11 protein-coding genes are annotated in these 17,429 nt (G+C 61.3%); 2 read left to right on the top strand and 9 right to left on the bottom strand.

Annotation, left to right across the window (positions count from 1 at the left end; translation table 11 throughout):
• The first annotated feature begins 831 nt into the window (after positions 1-831).
• The gene (locus X738_RS51660; protein ID WP_031254518.1) at positions 832-3,810 is read left to right on the top strand and encodes a trifunctional glycosyltransferase/class I SAM-dependent methyltransferase/polysaccharide deacetylase; all 2,979 of its coding nucleotides are present in this window, start codon (positions 832-834) and stop codon (positions 3,808-3,810) included.
• 59 nt (positions 3,811-3,869) lie between these two features.
• Here X738_RS51660 and X738_RS51655 read toward each other — a convergent pair whose 3' ends face one another.
• From X738_RS51655 to X738_RS51635, 5 genes are all read right to left on the bottom strand, one after another.
• Positions 3,870-4,550 (bottom strand): redoxin domain-containing protein, encoded by a 681-nt coding sequence (locus X738_RS51655; RefSeq protein ID WP_023797979.1) that lies wholly within the window; start codon positions 4,548-4,550, stop codon positions 3,870-3,872.
• Positions 4,551-4,568: 18 nt separating this feature from the next.
• Positions 4,569-7,868 (bottom strand): adenylate/guanylate cyclase domain-containing protein, encoded by a 3,300-nt coding sequence (locus tag X738_RS51650; protein WP_023797978.1) that lies wholly within the window; start codon positions 7,866-7,868, stop codon positions 4,569-4,571.
• A 287-nt stretch (positions 7,869-8,155) separates the two neighbouring features.
• Entirely contained in the window at positions 8,156-9,541 is a 1,386-nt protein-coding gene (locus X738_RS51645; protein WP_023797977.1) for a hypothetical protein, read from the bottom strand.
• Positions 9,542-9,599: 58 nt separating this feature from the next.
• Positions 9,600-10,124, bottom strand: a complete 525-nt coding sequence (locus X738_RS51640) for a GNAT family N-acetyltransferase (RefSeq protein WP_023797976.1) — start codon at positions 10,122-10,124, stop codon at positions 9,600-9,602.
• 74 nt (positions 10,125-10,198) lie between these two features.
• Complete coding sequence (locus X738_RS51635; RefSeq protein ID WP_023797975.1) at positions 10,199-11,023, bottom strand: hypothetical protein; 825 nt, start codon at positions 11,021-11,023, stop codon at positions 10,199-10,201.
• A gap of 191 nt (positions 11,024-11,214) precedes the next feature.
• On the opposite strand from X738_RS51635, the gene X738_RS51630 reads away from it, so the two are divergent.
• Positions 11,215-12,630, top strand: a complete 1,416-nt coding sequence (locus tag X738_RS51630; RefSeq protein WP_023797974.1) for an adenylate/guanylate cyclase domain-containing protein — start codon at positions 11,215-11,217, stop codon at positions 12,628-12,630.
• 51 nt (positions 12,631-12,681) lie between these two features.
• Here X738_RS51630 and X738_RS51625 read toward each other — a convergent pair whose 3' ends face one another.
• The 4 genes from X738_RS51625 to X738_RS51610 all read right to left on the bottom strand — a co-directional run bounded on the left by X738_RS51625 (position 12,682) and on the right by X738_RS51610 (position 17,417).
• Positions 12,682-13,161 (bottom strand): class I SAM-dependent methyltransferase, encoded by a 480-nt coding sequence (locus tag X738_RS51625; protein ID WP_023797973.1) that lies wholly within the window; start codon positions 13,159-13,161, stop codon positions 12,682-12,684.
• 208 nt (positions 13,162-13,369) lie between these two features.
• The gene (locus tag X738_RS51620; protein ID WP_031254515.1) at positions 13,370-14,551 is read right to left on the bottom strand and encodes an ABC transporter permease; all 1,182 of its coding nucleotides are present in this window, start codon (positions 14,549-14,551) and stop codon (positions 13,370-13,372) included.
• Positions 14,548-15,546, bottom strand: a complete 999-nt coding sequence (locus tag X738_RS51615) for an ABC transporter permease (protein WP_023797971.1) — start codon at positions 15,544-15,546, stop codon at positions 14,548-14,550. Before X738_RS51615 ends, X738_RS51620 begins: the two co-directional genes overlap by 4 nt.
• A 2-nt stretch (positions 15,547-15,548) precedes the next feature.
• The gene (locus tag X738_RS51610; RefSeq protein ID WP_373420398.1) at positions 15,549-17,417 is read right to left on the bottom strand and encodes an ABC transporter substrate-binding protein; all 1,869 of its coding nucleotides are present in this window, start codon (positions 17,415-17,417) and stop codon (positions 15,549-15,551) included.
• Positions 17,418-17,429 lie beyond the last annotated feature (12 nt).

Genomic DNA, 17,429 nt, shown 5'->3' with positions numbered 1-17,429 from the left:
CCGGAATCTTCTTGGCTTAAGCCAATTCGTGGGTCCCTTTTACATCTCTTGACTAGCGGCAAATGAACGGGTTCCGAGTTACGTCGCTCGCACATCTCTTCGTGATAGCAGGCATAACCGGCTAAGCTAATCGACCATTTGACGAAATCTACTATAGAAATGAGTAATACAATGTCAGTCTATAGCTACTTGGAACTCAATTAAGTAGCGCATATTCATTAGAAGTATCTAAAATAGCGGGTCTGGCGGTGCACATACTGTCTCGCACCCGGCTGTATACTGCGACGATCAGCTTCCGATGCGGGCCCAACGGTAGAAGGAAGGTCTTGTTTCGCACGGAGAGTGGCTGTTCGAGAATGCACCTCGGAATCGAGGCGTTGCGGTCGATAGCAGGGGAGCAATAGTCCCAATCACTGCAGTCATTCCCCCCAACGCTTCAGTGGGCTTGCATCTATTGCGTCCCGATTGCAAAAGACGTCAGGTTGCCATAGCTATTGCACGATGCCAGGGACCGCAGCTCGTGGTCATGGCGCCGACTCCGGGGATCGACGACATGAGTATGCGGCATGCTTGGCCTTGACGTCCCTCTGCGACAGCTGGCGCCCAAGCTCGGCGGCACGGATGCGAATGCTGCGCCCGGCTTCCAACATCGGTAGCACGACAGGAGCAAGCTCGCTCTGCAGCCAAATGGCGGCGTCGCGGCGGCTCGGAAGTGTTCGCAGGAGACTGTTTGGACGCAGTGTCGCTGAGGACCGTTTCCTTTGGCAGGAAATCGCCGGCTATGTTTCGGGACTCTTGTTCTACCTTCGAACCAGGCGCGGGTAAGACGGCGTGGCGCATAATCCCTTGGTTTCAATCGTGGTTCCTGCGCACAACGCGGAGGTAACGCTGCCGCGCGCACTCGATTGCCTTGTCGATCAGGAAATAGTGGATTGGGAGGCGATCGTCGTCGACGACGTCTCCACGGACGCCACCGCCGCGATCATCGCCGGCTATGTGGAGCACGATGCCCGGTTTCGGACGTTGAGCGCTTCTGCGTATAGCGCCGCGGGCGCGCGCAATAGCGGGATTTCGACATCGCGCGGACGTTGGCTCATGTTCCTGGATGCGGACGATTGGGTGGACGCCGGCTTCCTTGCGAAAATGCTGGCCGCGCTTGAAGCCGCGCCCGATGCGGTCACCGCCTATTGCGGTTCCCGGCGCGTGATGCCCGATGGCGAACTCACCCCGTCGAGCATCCCGACGGAGGTTGCGATCCAGCCCTTCGAAACATTCGCGCGCCGTTGCCCCATCCGCACTCACGCGCTGCTCGTCGACCGGAAGACAATTGTCGAGTTGGGCGGCTTCGATGTTTCGCTGCGCACCTGCGAGGACTGGGATCTGTGGCAGCGCCTGGCACGTCTAGGCAAACGTTGGGTGATGGTCGACGAGTCGCTCGCTTTCTATCGGACCAGTCCCAACTCGCTCACCCGCAATTCGACACAGATGCTGGCCGATGCGGAAATCGTGATCGCCCGCGGCTTTTCTCCTGATCCCAGGGTCAAAAAGCCAGCATCGGCTCATGCCAATGGTGCGATCGAAACGAACGGCCGCACCGCTTCCGAAGCACTCGCGTGGTTCGCGTTGTGGAACGCCGCGTCGGATTGCGGCAGCGGCCGCTGCTCGATCAGCCCGCAGACCCTGCGCGCGCTCCCGGCAGGACGTAAGTGGGCGCGTGAGATCGCCAAGGTGGCCTTCGATGGCCTTATGGTAGGAAGCCTATCGGTGCCAGCGCAATTGGCTGCCAGATGGGACAGGTTCGGCGGCTCCCTCACCGAGTTGATCACCGAACTCGGCAAGGTCTGGGACGATCCCGTCGCGGGTCGCCGCGTCCAGTATCACCTTGAGGAAATGCTTCTCGACTTCGACGATCTTGCCGCGCCGCGCCGGCTGGCGCGGACGCTTGGAATTCGCGTCGATATTCGAAATCCGACCTCGATCGAACTTCCGGAAGGAATCGACCAAATTTATGCCTATCTGATGATGGATGGCCAGATCGAGGCTGTCGTGCAGTTCGGCGTACTCGGGAAAGTGACAAGGCGCCATTGGATTGAATTGGCCCGGGATTTCGTGCCCCCTGAGCGGCTTATACACAGTGCCGCGCGGCTTGCGAGGCGACCGCCTGTACGTGCCCCGCAACAGGGCGCCCGTGCCGACATGTCAGACATATCTGCAGCCGAGGCATTGTTGTCCATCGCCGGACGCCGGTCCGATCGGCACAGCCACTTCGGCAAATTCGCGCGGTTGGCCGCGGAAGCGCGGAGGCTGGTTCGGTCGAGCGCCGAAGCTACAGAGCCGCTTGCACCACCGCGCCGTGCATCGGCTGCGGATGGGCACGACGATGATCGCAGGTCGTTCTGGAATCGCCGTTTCGCGACCGAGGATCCCTGGAACTACGGTTCGTCCTATGAGCAGGAAAAGTATGAGCGGCAGCTCGAAATTCTGCCTGCCGGTCCGATCGGACGGGCGCTCGAGCTGGCCTGCGCGGAGGGGCACTTCACGCGGCAGCTGGCGCCGCGAGTGGCCCATTTGACCGCAACCGACATCTCCGCCGTCGCTATCGGGCGAGCGCGCGCGCGATGCAGCGATCAGCCGAATGTTGAGTTCGGCGTACTGGATTTCTGCGCGGACACGCTGCCTGGTGAGATGGACCTGATCGTGTGTTCGGAAGTGCTCTACTATCTGGATGATCTCGCCGAGTTGCGGCGCATCGCCAAAAAAATCGTCGAGGCATTGGCGCCTGGCGGCAGTTTCATCAACGCACACGCATTCGTATTACGCGACAATGTTGAAAGGACCGGCTTCGACTGGAACACATTCGGTGCACAAGCGATCTCAGAGACGCTGGCAGGGACCGAAGGCCTCGTCCTCGATCAATCGATCCAGACCGAGCTCTATCGCATAGACCGCTTCCGCCGCCTGTCACCGGACGAGGTGGCGACGGAACCGATGATCGATCATGCGCCAATCCGCGCGCGCCTCGAAATCGGCGTCGCGCGAAATATCGTCTGGGGCGGGGCGCGGGCCCTGCGCCGCGACGTTGCGCGTAGCGAGCGGCGGCAGCGTATCCCTGTCCTCATGTATCACAGCGTCGCCGATGAAGGTCCGGCCGCGCTCGCCCGTTTTCGGCTCACGCCCGCCGCATTCCACAGCCAGATGGCATGGCTGCGCGCCAATGGCTTTCACGCGATTAGGTCCGAGCAGCTGGAACGGTTCATCGCCAGCCGTCAACCTTTCGCTGGCCGCCCAGTGCTCATCACCTTCGACGACGGCTTCCAGAACTTTGCCGACCATGCCTGGCCGATCTTGCGAGCGAACGACCTGACCGCGGAAGTGTTCCTGGTGACGGACCTAGTGGGTGAAAGTGCACTGTGGGACGCCGACAGCGGTCCGCCGACACAGCTTATGGACGCCGGGACGGTGCAACGCCTCGCCGCCGAAGGTGCGTTCTTCGGAAGCCATCTGGCGACGCATCGCGCCATCGATGGTCTGTCGAGCTCCGACCTGGCCGCCGAGCTCCTGCGCTCTCGCATGTTCATCGAACGGTGGACCGGTCGGCCAACCACGGCGTTCGCGGCACCCTTTTCTGTCACCGACCGACGGCTTGGCCGGCTGGCCAAGGAGTGCGGCTATCGGATCGGCTTCGGCGGCAGACACGGGCCGGCGGACCTCGATTGCGATCCCATCGACCTTCCGCGCATCGAGATTCGCGGGGATCGCTCACTCGATGACTTTGTAGCCAAGGTCGAGGCCGTGCTCGAAGAACGGTGAACTCGTCTCGTCAGTGTCATTTCAGTGTCCCGCCCGTTTACCTTACCTCGTTCGCAAGTCTATTGGGCGACTTGAGACACGGCTGACATCAGCTCCTGCGGGCTTGGCGCCCCAAACATGTATCGCCCACCCTCTGGAACCTCCGTGAAGCTCCAGCGGACGATCCCCTGCCGGTCCAGCAGGAACTGACCGACCAGTTGTCCGTGTCCCGTTGCCACCATCTGCTCGTCGGCTTCGGTCACTTCGTAATGGTCCATCTTGTTGAGGATTTCGGTGGCCGCAATAGGATCCATAGGACCGGGCAACTCGCCTGGTACGTCGACCCGCATATCCTTTACCGCTGCCATCGAGACCTTGTACGGCCAGTTCGTCTCGTTTTGGGTGAATTCGAGATTGGGCAGTCCAAAAGCACGATGTGAAGCGCGCTCAGGGTCGGAGGCCGCAAGCAGATTCGGCATCGGGTGGTAGCGGAAATAGAGGCGCGCCCGTTCGATCGGGGTGTTGACCACCGTCAGGCTCTCCACGCCCTTTTCGCGCAGCTCCGGATCAAGCCGCGCCTGGGCGGCGATATAGCGCCGGCAAAACGCACAATGCAGACCTCGAAACAGGCCGACCAGCACCGGTTTTTGTCCGCGATAGTCGTCAAGCGCGATCTTGCCTTCCTGGGTAATGGCGTCGAGTACCAAGTTCGGCGCACGGTCGCCCGGTTGAAGCGGTACCAAGTCACTACGCGCGGACATTTCCAACCTCCAACCCGGCTAGTCGAGAAAAGGCAGCACCACAAGCGCTTCCGGGTCGAGCCCGTGCTGGGCGCATATGCCCTGCGCCAGGGAAAAGTAGCGTTCGGCCTCGGCCAGATTGTCGAGGTCGAGATTAAGCGTTGCGAGACCATCATAGCACGGAAACAGCAGTTGGGGTTCGCCCGTTTCGCGGGCTACGTCCAGTGCTTCGTGGAACAAGCCGACCGCCAGTTCCGGACGGCCGTGGCACTGGTGGATCTGCCCAAGCACGATCAACGGCACCGCCAGGTGCTCGCGCTGGTCGAGCGCCCGGTCGATCTCGATGGCCTTCTCGGCAGCAGGCACGCCCTCCGTTGGACAGCGATCCGTGAAAGTACAACAAGCGACAGCCAGATTGGCGAGAAGGCGCGCCTGGAAACCCAAATCACCAATATGGCGCGCCACTTCAAGACCGCGCCGACAGACCTCCATCGCCTGTGCCGGATCGATAATCGTGTAAAGCACGCCGAGATTGGTGTAGCCGCGACAGGCCGCGCCCAGTAGACCGGCGGCTTCGGCCAATTCAATGCTACGCTCAACCTGTCGCACGGCTTCACGGCTTCGCCCAAGGCGAGCCAGCGCAACAGCCTTGGTATTAAGTGCCTCGGCGGTCACAAGAGTGGCATCACATCCTACCTCGGAGACATGCTCCGTTGTCAGAGTGCGTACGCAATCCAGCGCCGCGTCTGCCCATTTTACCGCGAGAGCGTGATCTCCGCTACGGAACGCCTGTCGGCCACGTTCTTGCCAGAGTTGCGCTTGCTCGATCGGAGCATCCGCTCCATCGAGGAGCGCTGCCGCTTCAGCATAGCGGGATTCTGCGTTGTCCCGCTTGCCGACGTCCCAGAGCAGCCGACCGATCTTACGCAAAACTCGCGCCGAAGCGACACGATTGGCTGACTCGCGGTATGCCTGCAACACCGTCTCGTAGTGGTGGTGCGCGATCTCGCGGCGGCCTACCGGGCCGCTCAAATCGGCAATGCGCTCTGCAATTGCCAGTTTGAGCGGTGTTTGCCCGATCGCGCCCAACGCAGTCAGTGCTCGATCGTAGAAACGAAGGGCGTCGTCGTTGGCGTATATCATGCGAGCGCGATCGCCCGCCGCCTGCAGGTAATGCGCGCCCTTCTCCCGCTCGGCGCTCTGTGCGAAATGATAACCGAGCACGGTCAAATCCTCGAGCCGTTCCGGCTTGTCGCCGCACAGTTGCTCCAAGGCAGCGCCGACCCGCCCGTGGATGTCGGTCCGGCGTTGCAGGAGCAGATTCTGGTAGATCACGTCCTGCAGCAGTGTTTGCGTAAAGCGGTAGCCTTGCGACGAGACCGAGCCTGATCCGGCAATTTCCTCGATGATTTCCGCATCGCAAAGCAGTTCGCAGCCGGCTTCTAGCCGGCCAGGGTCGGCTGTGACGGTTTTCAGAAGTGTGGCATTGAAGCGCGGGCCGATTACCGCGGCTTCCTGGGCCAACCGGCGCGCCTCTTGGGGCAGCCGGTCGACGCGAGCAAGCAACATTGCCTGGATAGTGGCGGGAATGCCGGTTGCCACTTCGCCTGCCACAGTCCGCCATCGCTGGCCCTCGCGCATCAGTACACCGCGATCGATAAGGCCGCGAACGATCTCCTCTACAAAAAAGGGGTTGCCGCCCGCGCGCTCGAGGATCTGGTGGAGAAGCCCTCCCGCGGAGTTTACCCAGCTCTCGCCGAAAAGCGCCGCCAGCAGGCTGCGTCCGTCATCGCTGTTGAGGGGCGAAAGCCTCAGCGCTGTGTGACTGACCCGACTTGAGTCGAGCTGGTCATTGTCCGGCGCCGGACGATGCGTGACCAGCACCATCAACCGCGTGCGCACTAACCTGTCCATCACGAAACGTAGTGCCTCGAGCGACACGGCGTCGGCCCAGTGCAGGTCTTCGACGACAATCAACAGCGGCGACAACGCAAGCCGCCGTTCGATGATTGTGCGGACTGCGTAGAGAATTTGCCGCCGCAGCTGCTCGGGCTCGACATGCTGCAAGGTGGTATCGGGGTCGCCAAGGCCAAGCACATGGTAGAGCAAAGGCATCAGCCGCTTCGCCTCCTCGCCCTGCAGGCCGAGATCGGCAAGCAAGCCTGCGAGCTTCCCCCGCATTTCGTCCCCATTGTCGTTTTGCATCATCCCGGCAGCGCTGCGCACCACTGCGCCCAAGGCGCCAAATGATTGTTCGCCCAGCGGTGAGCACGTGGCCTGTCGCACGGCGACGTTGCGAAAACGATCCTCGTCGCCGACGCGGGCGACGAACTCGTTCACCAGCCGCGATTTCCCGATACCGGCTTCTCCGACGAGGCGGACAAGTTGGGCCGAGCCGCCGCACGCCTGGTCAAGGCTCGCCAGCATTCTATTGAGCTCCGCACCACGACCTATTATCGGCGCACTGAGGCCGAGCGCCTCGAGCCCACGCGCTGCACGCGGCGCCGCAAGCGGTGCATCCAGTCGATGGACGAGCACACTGCCAGCCTTGCCGCGAAGCACGACATCACCCAGCGACTCGTAAGAGAAGGCGTGCCGGGTCAGCCTGTGAGTGAGCTCGCCTACCAGCACCTCACCCGGTGCGGCCAGCGATTGCAGGCGTTGCGCCGTATTCACTGTATCGCCGGTCACCGAATAGGATTTGGCGATGCCGACGCCCAATCCGCCAGTGACGACCGGACCAGTGTTTATGCCGATATGGAGCGACAGAGGCGAGCCGGAGTGGGGGGTGCTTTCGCCGAGCCGCGCCGTCCGGGCGATCATGTCGAGAGCGGCGCGAAGCGCACGTTCCGGATCGTCCTCATGCGCGACCGGCGCACCGAACAAAGCGAGCAGTGCATCGCCGATGAATTTGTCGACGAAACCGCCAAAGTTTCGCACGGCCGCCGTCAATTCCTTGAACAGTTCGTTCTGCAGCGCTTGCATGACCTCGGGGTCGAGCTGCTCGCTGAGTGTTGTGAAGCCGCAAAGGTCGGCGAACAGGACCGTTACCGTCCGGCGATCGGCGTCAGAGACGGGATACTGCCCATCTTCGCTTTCGATGTTCGGAAGCAGCGACGGAGTTCGAGAAGGCTGCACAATGGTCCGGCTTGGCGTCGGAGCAGGCCGTTCGACGGCTTTTGCGGGCGCACCGACGCTTGCCCCACATTTCGGACAGAACTCGAAATCAGGTGCGCAGCGGTAGCCGCAACTGGCACATGGCACGGGCTGGCGCCTGCCACACCTCGGACAGAAAGCGTAACCGCCCTCAACCTCGAAACCGCAGCCCGAGCAGTCCATCGAACAAGACCTCACTAGGGGCCGTGACGGCGTGATCTCGCTACGCACTTCACGGCCAAGGTTCACAAGAATGAACCGATAGCCGTCGACCAGCAAGCGGCAGCGCAAATGGGCATCGAGCGATCCGTGTGGGTCCGGTGGCAGAGCGCTGCCGATCGAGGCGGAAGCCGTCGTCGAAATCCCGAAAGGCATCAGCGTCGAGGAAGCGGCCGGATCAGACGCCAGAGGCTCACCGATAGATCGCCGTCGCTTGCGGTTGCGCACCAGAAAATCAGCCTGAAGTAGGCTCAGTTCGCCTTGATCTCTGCCTGGCCGATCTTGCGCCATCGGGCGTTTTCGCGAACCAGCTTCAGGTCGTCGGTCGCCTCGGCAAACGTCCGCAAACGGTATTGCCGGAGCAGGGCCGGGAAGAGCGCCCCTTCCGGCAGGCCGGCAAGCTGCTCGCGGACCGAGATCTTTTCGTCGATGACCCGCATGCCCCAGGCATTTTCCCGAACCTGCAATTCCGCAGCCAGATCGCGCTCTTCCGGCGCGTTTTCATCTAGCGCAGCCAGCAGGATCGAGTGGAAAAGCGCTACATAACCAATCTGTCTCAGGCCGCCCACAACTCGCACGCGCGGCAATATGGCAAGGACCAGGAACATCAGGAACAAGTTCGGCAGCAGCACTCCGTCCAGCAGCGCCTGCCTGAGATGCGGCCGCTCGAACGGAATGGAAAGACCATGCGGCCTGCCAGGCTCGATCAGGTGCCCGTTCTCGAGGACGAGCTTGCGCACGCGCTCCTCGCGGATGCCCCAGAAATAGGCCGTGGCATTGGGCAGGAACCTGCCAAATGGGCTCGATGCGGCTGCTTGCAAGGCACGTTCGAGACGCTGGCGCCTTGCGGGCTCAAGGAGCAGCCTGGAAACAAGGCTGCCGTCATGTTCCAGATGCCGCGCCATGGCAGAAGCGGCGAGCCGATCATCGATGAAAATCGGCTGGGCCATGCCGGAACGATCCCAATCGGCGACCAGATCCTCGTTGAGGGCTATCAGCGCATCGGCGGCAGTTCCAAACACCTTGTCCTGGCTGGCAAGCAGTGTGCCCAGCCAGCGGCTGGCATCCGTTTCGTCGCCCACCGCTTCGAGCGCGCGCTTGTTGAGGGAGACGGGACCGGCCACGCAGGCGCTTTTGCGGCACAGTTTGTGGCGCCCCATTCCAAACAGGTTAACCTTGTCGTCGCCGACATCGAGCCATCCCGGCCCCTCCCGGCCAATTGTCTCCATGGTCATCGTCGTTCCCATGAAGCTGAAGAAGGCCGACAGCCCGTTTTCGACCGCGCCGAGCCAGGCAAGCAGGAGGGCATCGAAGGTGATCCGGTCCATCAGAAGCAGGCAGTGCAGGCCGGACTGAATCACCGGTCTGTGCTCGAACTCTTCGAGGGCCTTGCCGATCTCTTCGGGCTGCATGAACACCTCAAGGCGCTGATGCAGGACTTCGCGCAGGATCGAGCGGGCAGCGATTGCCGGGCCCGATGCAGGCCTTGCCACCGGCCGCCACACATGGCGGGCATAATCTGAAACCGGCGCATTCCAGTTCTGCTCGATGTCACGCACGACTTCCGGGCAGAGCAGCGACAGCACCGCCAGAATTTCCACCGGAGGCGTAGGGGTTGGGTCAAAGACGGCGGTCATTGGTCCCGTCTAGCCGCTTGCGGTGCAAACGCCAAGGGAGACCAGACAACAGCGGATATCAGAACCGCAGCCGGGCCATGCTCAGGAGGTCGTGGTACTGCCCGTCGGTAAACCCGGCCTTCACATGCCAGCCTTCGACCTCGAAGCCGTGGCTTGTGTAGAGACGGACGGCCGGCTCGTTGTCGGCAAAGACGGTCAATTCGACTCGCTTCAGGGCGCGCCAGTTGTCGGCCACGTCAAGCAGCGCGCCAAGTATGGCAGAGCCGATGCCCTTGCCGACAAAGGCATCGTCAAGCCCGATATTGATCTCGCCGATATGCGAACGGCGCGGCGAACCCTGCACGACCAGGCTGCCATGGCCGACGACCTTGCCGTCCAACTCGGCAACGATCCAGGTGGTTTCCTGGCCGGACTTGGCGATGCGCCGCTCCACCTGCTCCACCATCTCGAAGGGCATCCTGAGCGTGCCCCAGCGGAAGCCCGGCATGTTGAAGATAGCGCAAAGCGCCTCCGCATCGCTTAGCCGGACGGACCGGAGCTGCGGCTGGATTTTCTTTGGGGATGGCGAGGTCGTGCTGGTCATGGCTTTCCCGGCAAAGGCGATCGGCCCGGCACGATGCACCGGACGTCACCTGAAAATCCAGCGGTCTCTTCAACCTATGACGCCGATTGCGAGCTAAAATACCGAGAGGCGGCGTAGAATTTGAAGACGCCGCTGATGCCGATCCAGCCGAAAAGGCCGAGCCAGCACAATGTCCTGGTCGCTGTCCAGTCAATCCGGTGCACCGCAGCGTCGGTGATAACGAGGCCAAGGATGGCAAGCAGGCCAGTGAGAAACTGCGCCAGGCCGAGCACCAGCAGTTCCTCGCGCGGCGCGCTTCTCCAGACGAGATATACACCGCCCGCACCGGCCAGGAAGATGGCGCTGTAGACCTGAGCATGGAAGGCATCGATCGGCCATGGCCAGAGGCTGCCGAATGTCAGGGGAAACAGCAACAGGCCTAGGCCATAGAGCCCAAGGATCGCCGATTCCACCGGCATGTAGCCGCGCCATGCCGGATTTAAGGTCACGCCTTTTGCAGAAGGACGGGCCTTGGCCCTCCACAGGAACAGCCCGGATACCGCGACCGAAGCGAGATAGACCAAAAACCAGAGCCAGGGCGCTTTGCGCTCGAAGTTGAAATAGCCGAGATTGATGAACGAAGCCAGCGACACGATGACGGTGAAGATGAAGGCCATGACGAGCACGAGCCTGCCGGGCGACCAGCGATTCCAGACCAGCAGCGCCGCCATCACGACCATTTCGGCGGTGTAGAAGCCGCCGAGGAAGCGGGCATTGAACGGCGTGACGGCCCAAGGCCAGCGCGGCTTGACCAGCACAGGCGCGAAAAACAGGCCGGCGCCTACGATCAGCACGATGATGACCACCACAGAGAATAGGCGCAGGGCCGCGGGAAATGGCGGGTTGTTGGATGTCGGCATGGGAGAAAGTCCCCAAGATGAATGCCCCATGGACCATCATAGTGCCGCTTGCGGCCGGTGAAAATCCGCCGAATGGAAATTGAACTGTCACCATGCCCATCTATTCGATTGGCCGTAGGATGCGTTTCGAAGTAAGATGGAGTACTGGGACCAAAGACGCCTCCGGGGGCGCATTTTCCGGAGCCTGCACGATGAACGAAGCTCAGGATCTGTTCTCGCTTCTGCGGCAATCGACCGGTGTCGATCCGCAGGCAATCGACGCGATCAAGCGAACCATCGCGGAGGGCAAGGACCGCGAACTTTGCCGCATCAATGCGCCAGCCTTCGCCAGCAAGCATGGCCTCGACGAGGAACGCGCCATAAGCGCCTTTCTCCATGCGGCACGGGTAGGCATCTTCGACATTTCCTGGAATGTTCTATGCCCCGGCTGTGGCGGCGTGCTCGACACAAACGCCACGCTGAAAACCCTGCAGAAGGACGAATACACCTGCGCGCTGTGCTCCGAGGGCTATTCGCCGACCCTCGACGAGATGGTCGAGGTGACATTCACCGTCAGTCCCCGCGTGCGCAGGATTGCCGCCCACAATCCACACGAACTGCCCTTGCTGGAATATTACCGCCAGATCTACTGGGCGTCCGGCGTCGATCTGCCGGAAGAGGATTTCGCGAAAAAGATCGAAGCGTTCTCGCTGGAGGATATCGAGCTTGCCCCCGGTGAAAAGGCGGTTCTGCCCATACAGCTTCCGTCTGAATTCGTCATCGTCTTCGAGCCGGTCACCCATTCAGCACAGTTCATCGACGTGAAGGGCGAACCAACAAAAGAGCGCCGAAGCCTCTCTTTGGTCTTCGACCGCGACCATGTCCAGAACCAGACGCTGGAGATGCAACCCGGCCCGTTGCGCATTTCGCTGGAGAACAGGACCGACACACGCGTGCTGCCAACGGTCTTCATCGCCGGCCAGGAATTGCATGGTCTCCTGGGTAAACGCCGGCCCTTCCTGACCGCCAAGCGCCTGCTCACCAACCAGACGTTCCGCGATCTCTATCGCACGGATACGCTCGACATCGACCAGCGCCTGAAAATCACCAGCCTGACCTTCCTGTTCACCGACCTGCGCGGATCGACCGAGCTTTACGAGCGGGTGGGCGATCTTTCGGCCTTCGATCTCGTGCGCGTGCATTTCCAGGTTCTGCACGAGATCGTTGCGGCGGAGGCAGGCGCGGTGGTCAAGACGATCGGTGATGCGGTGATGGCGACCTTCGCGACGCCTGATCGTGCGATTGCTGCGGCCCTCAGGATGCGCGATGCCATGCGTGAGCTCAACGACAAGAGCGGGCGCGAGGATCTGCTGCTCAAGATCGGAGTCCATGCCGGCCCGTGCATCGCCGTGTCCATGAACGAGCGACAGGACTATTTCGGCCAGACGGTCAACATTGCTTCGCGGGTCCAGAACCTTGCCAATGCACAGGCGATCTTCGCCACTCGTGCCGTGGTCGGCGACAATCTCACCGCCGATCTGTTGAACAGGAACGCGCTGACGCCCGTGCCCCACGAGGTCTCGCTGCGCGGCATCGAGCGGGAGATAGCGGTATTTATGATCCCCTGAAGATTTGGCCCCGAAGATTTGGCCGCCAAATGTTTGGGTCGTCTCGGCCCCTCACACGCGCCTGCAGACAAAATAACGATCGGCGGGCACCGAAGGCGGCGGCTGGAGGCGTTGCAACAGCGGGTGCTCGAGGGGCGTGCCGCTGACCGCGAAGCCGCCGACGCGAAGCAGGCGCGCGATCAGATCGGGAAGCCAGATAGAGGTCACTGCGTCGCGATCGTCATAGCCGGTGCCGATGTCAGCATGAACGAGAGCCGCGTCGATGCCAATGAACCTCTTCGCCGTCTCGCGTATTTCGCCGAGCACGAAGTCTTCAGCGTCGGGAATTGAGCTGGCGTGTGCGCTAAGTTCACGGTCGAACACCACGATCCGGCGTCCGGGCAGGCGCTCGCGCAGATGGTGGTACGTCCGGCCGTTGCCGAGGCCGAGTTCGAGCACCGGCCCTTCCATCTTTGCCACCTCGGGGCAAACCTGATCGAGAATGTCGCGCTGTGCGGTCATCCTGCTGATGAAATTCTCAAGGCGAGTCATATGCGTGTGTGTCCTGAACCAGCTCAAGAGATCAGCAATGCCCGCGACCAGAGCGGTTCACGGGTGAAACCCGAGGGCGACATGTTAACCGCCGATCGCGTCCCGGCACGTATAGAGGCGAACGATGAACCCTGCAATAACCGAACAGGCTGCCGACAGGATCATACCGGGTGGAGCGGGTGGCCCGGCGCGCGGCGGAATAGCGATCTCACTTGTAGGGATCTGCGGCGTCCCGCAGGCCGTCGCCGAGGAAGTTGAACGCCAGGATGACGAGAATGACGGGGAGCATCGGCAAAAGCAGCCATGGATAGAACGCGATGACGCTGACGCTGCGCGCCTCCGTGAGCAGGATGCCCCAGCTGGTTATCGGCGCCCTCAGGCCGAGCCCGAGGAAGCTCAGCGCCGTCTCGCCCAGGATCATGCCGGGTATGGAGATCGTCGCCGTCGCGATCAGATGCGACATGAAGCCGGGAATGAGATGCCGCCCGATGATGCGGCTGCTTCTGGCGCCCATCAATTGCGCAGCCAGAACGTAATCCTCCTCGCGCAACGCTAGAAGCTTCGAACGCACGGCCCGCGCCAATCCGGTCCAGTCGAGTAGCCCGAGGATGACGGTGATGCCGAAATAGATCAGGATCGGACTCCAGGTTATCGGCATGATCGCCGCCAGAGCCAGCCATAGCGGAATACTGGGGATTGACTGTAGAACTTCGATTATCCGTTGAACGATCAGGTCGAATATACCGCCGTGATAGCCGGCCAGTCCGCCGATGACGATGCCGAGCAGGAAGCTGAAACTGATGCCGACGAGGCCGATTGTCAGTGAAATGCGTGCGCCATAGATGATGCGCGAGAGCACGTCGCGCCCCAGCCTGTCAGTGCCGGCCAGAAAGAGCTGGCCGTTTTCGGCAGGGCAGACAAAATGCCTGTCACTTTCGATCAGGCCCCAGAACCGATAGCTGTCGCCCTTGCAGAAGAAACGGATCCGCTGAACATCATCTTGATTCTCGATGTAGTTCCGCTTGAGCGTGTCCATATCCAGCGTCATCTGGCGGCCATAAACGAACGGCCCGACGAACTGGCCGTTGTGGAACAGGTGCACCCGCTGCGGCGGCGAATAGATGTAGTCCATGTTGCGCGTGTGCAGATTGTAGGGGGCCAGGAACTCGCAGATCAGTATTCCGAAATAAAGCGCTGCCAGGAATATGCCTGAAATAACGGCAAGCCGGTGCTCCCGGAATTTCCACCACATCAGCCGCAACTGCGACGCCTGAAAGACCTTCGACTGCTCCGGCGTCATCGCCTCGACCGACTCCAGGTCAAAGGGCGCGGTGGAAACGTAGTGTTGCAGCGGAGCACCCGGAGCGGGCAGCGGCGAATGCGTGCTCATTTGGTGCTACCGCCCTGCAAACGAATTCTTGGATCAAGCAGCGCCAGCGCCAGGTCGGAAATCAGGACACCGATGACCGTCAGGAAGGCGAGGAACATGAGGAACGACCCTGCCAGGTACATGTCCTGGCTTTGCAGCGCCTTGATCAGCATCGGCCCGGTCGTTTCCAAAGACAGCACGATCGCCGTGATTTCGGCGCCGGAGATGATGGCCGGCAGGATAGAGCCGATGTCGGAAATGAAGAAATTGAGCGCCATGCGCAGCGGATATTTGACCAGCGCCTTGAACGGATGAAGTCCCTTGGCGCGCGCGGTCACGACATATTGCTTGTGTAGCTCGTCGAGAAGATTGGCGCGCAGCCGCCGGATCATGCTTGCCGTGCCCCCGGTGCCGATGATCAAGACCGGAATCCAGAGATGGGCGAGGATCGACTTCGCCTTGGCCCAGCTCATCGGCTCGCCGAGATATTGCTGGTCCATGAGATGGCCGATGGATGTGCCGAACCAGATGTTGGCGAAATACATCAGGATCAGCGCCAGCATGAAGTTCGGAATGGCAAGGCCGAGAAGGCCGAAGAGAGTCAGGCCGTAGTCGCCCCAGCTGTATTGATGCGTGGCGGAGTACATGCCGATCGGAAAGGCGATGAGCCAGGTGAAGATGATCGTGACGAAGGAAACCAGCACGGTCAGCCACATTCGGTCCCCGACGACGTCGCGGACCGGCAGCTCATATTCGAAGGAATAGCCAAAATCGCCGCGCAGCATCCCGCCGACCCAGTAGAAGTAGCGAATGACCGGTGGCTGGTCGAAACCATAGTCCTTGCGCATCATCTCGATGCGATCGGAATCCACCGCTTCGCCCTGAGCCCGAAGCTCGGCAACATAGCTGTCGAAATAGTCGCCGGGTGGAAGTTCGATGATCGTGAACACCAGTGCCGATATGACCAGCAGCGTTGGAACCATCACGGCAATGCGCCAGACAAAATATCGAAGCACGCTCAGGACTCTCCAAGCCAGAATGTATCCGGCATGTAGACACCGAAATAGGCGGTCGGGTCGTAGCCGTAGAGCGCCTTGTCAGGCAGATTGCGCAGCCGCGAGGACGCCAGAACCGGCTGATGCGTTCCGTTCACGGTGCCGATCGAAAACACCTGATCGGTGTAGATCGACAGCATTGAATTCCAGATTTCGGCACGCTCCGTGGCTTCGGTCGATGCCTTCCAGCGTTTGAGCAAAGCCATCAGCTCGACCACAGGCGGAAGATCGGGCGCCTCACCGACCTTGCCATGAGACAAGTGGTGAGCACCCCAGAGCGGCCATTGCAGCTGGTCGTCCATAGTTGGGGCCAACTGGTACGGGTTCATGTCGGCGGTCGGCACGCCATTGTCGATGCCCGACCACATCGACATCATGATCTGGCCGCCAAGCGCGCGGCTGCGGAAGATATCGCGCTGCGAAGTCCGGATGAACAGGGCGATCCCGATCTTGCGCCAGTGATCGGTGATGAGTTCGAGCGCGTCGGTTTCCAGCGTGCTTTCGCCGGCCGTTTCCACTATGATCTGCGCAGGGCGTCCATCGGGAAGTATCCGCATGCCTTCATCGTCACGCGTCTGAAGGCCGGCCTCGTCGAGCAGGGCATTGGCCTGGTCGGGATCATGGGCGACCCAGGCTTTCGCGAATTCCGGCCGGTAGAGCGGGCTCTCCGGCAGGACCGTATCGGCACTTTCCTGCCCCAGTCCGTAGAACACGGCCAAATTGATCTCGCGCCTATCCACAGCGAGCGAAAGGGCGCGGCGCACGCGAACGTCACGAAGAAGGCCACGCCACACCTGGTCGGCACAATTCAGATTGGGCAGCAGCGCCAGCCGCGAACCCTGTGTGCGTTTCCAGAGATGCATCTTCACCGGGTAGCGCTTCTCCGCATCCTTCAGGAAGGAGTAGTCGGTGAAGTCAATTCCCATGCTTTGCAGGTCGCTCTCGCCCGCACCGGTCTTGGCGGAAATGATCGCCGGCGAGCTGACATTCATGACAATCCGGTCAACATAGGGCATTTGCCGGCCATTCTCGTCTATTCGATGAAAGAACGGGTTGCGCTCGAAGACGAATTGCTCGGCCGGGGGCTTGGTCCGGTTCCGCCATGGATCGAGCGTCGGCAGTTCCGGGTTCTCCGGGCGATACTGCCGCGACATGCGGATATGCAGAAGCGTCCATTTCTTGGCCCGGTTCTCCTTCATCAGGCCGGCGAGCCGAAATGGATCCTGGTATTTCTTGTGGAACTGCTTGAGATAGGTGGCCGGCAGAACCAGCGATAGCGGCGAAGCAGCAGCAAGCTTGGGCAGGAAGTCGGGATTGGGCGCATCCCAACTATAGCGGACCGTCGACGGATCGACGATCTCGAAGCGTGGCGGCTTGGCGTTCGCCAGCAGGGCAGGGGCAAGCCCGCCTTGCGAAAGCTCATCGTTCAGCCAGACATCTTCCCAGCAATAGCGAAAATCCTCCGGCGTCAGCAGGCTACCGTCAGACCATTTATGGCCCTCCCGAATCTTGAAAGTGAAGACGCGATCATCCGCTACGTCGAAATTTTCGAGAATGTCGGCTTGCAAGTTGAGCTTTTCGTCATAGCCGACCAGGCGAGCATACCCGTAGATCGTCATCATCCGGATATCTTTCTGGCTGCCGATGATCGTGCGCAGCGTGCCGCCATACTGGCCGGGCTGCCGGCCCATCGCGGCGAGGTTCAACGCGCGCGGGCTCTTGGGCAAGCGTTCGGCGAGTGCCGGCAGCGCCTTGGCCTTCAGCTGCGGCTGAAGAAATTCCGGCTCCAGATCGCCGGCGCGCGACGTGCCCGGCAGAAATGCCGAAGCCATAAGTCCAAGGAC

Source organism: Mesorhizobium sp. L48C026A00 (genome assembly GCF_000502375.1).
GTDB lineage: Bacteria > Pseudomonadota > Alphaproteobacteria > Rhizobiales > Rhizobiaceae > Mesorhizobium > Mesorhizobium muleiense.
The sequence above is the reverse complement of the archived record's forward strand: the minus strand, read 5'-3'. Positions and strand labels throughout refer to the sequence as shown.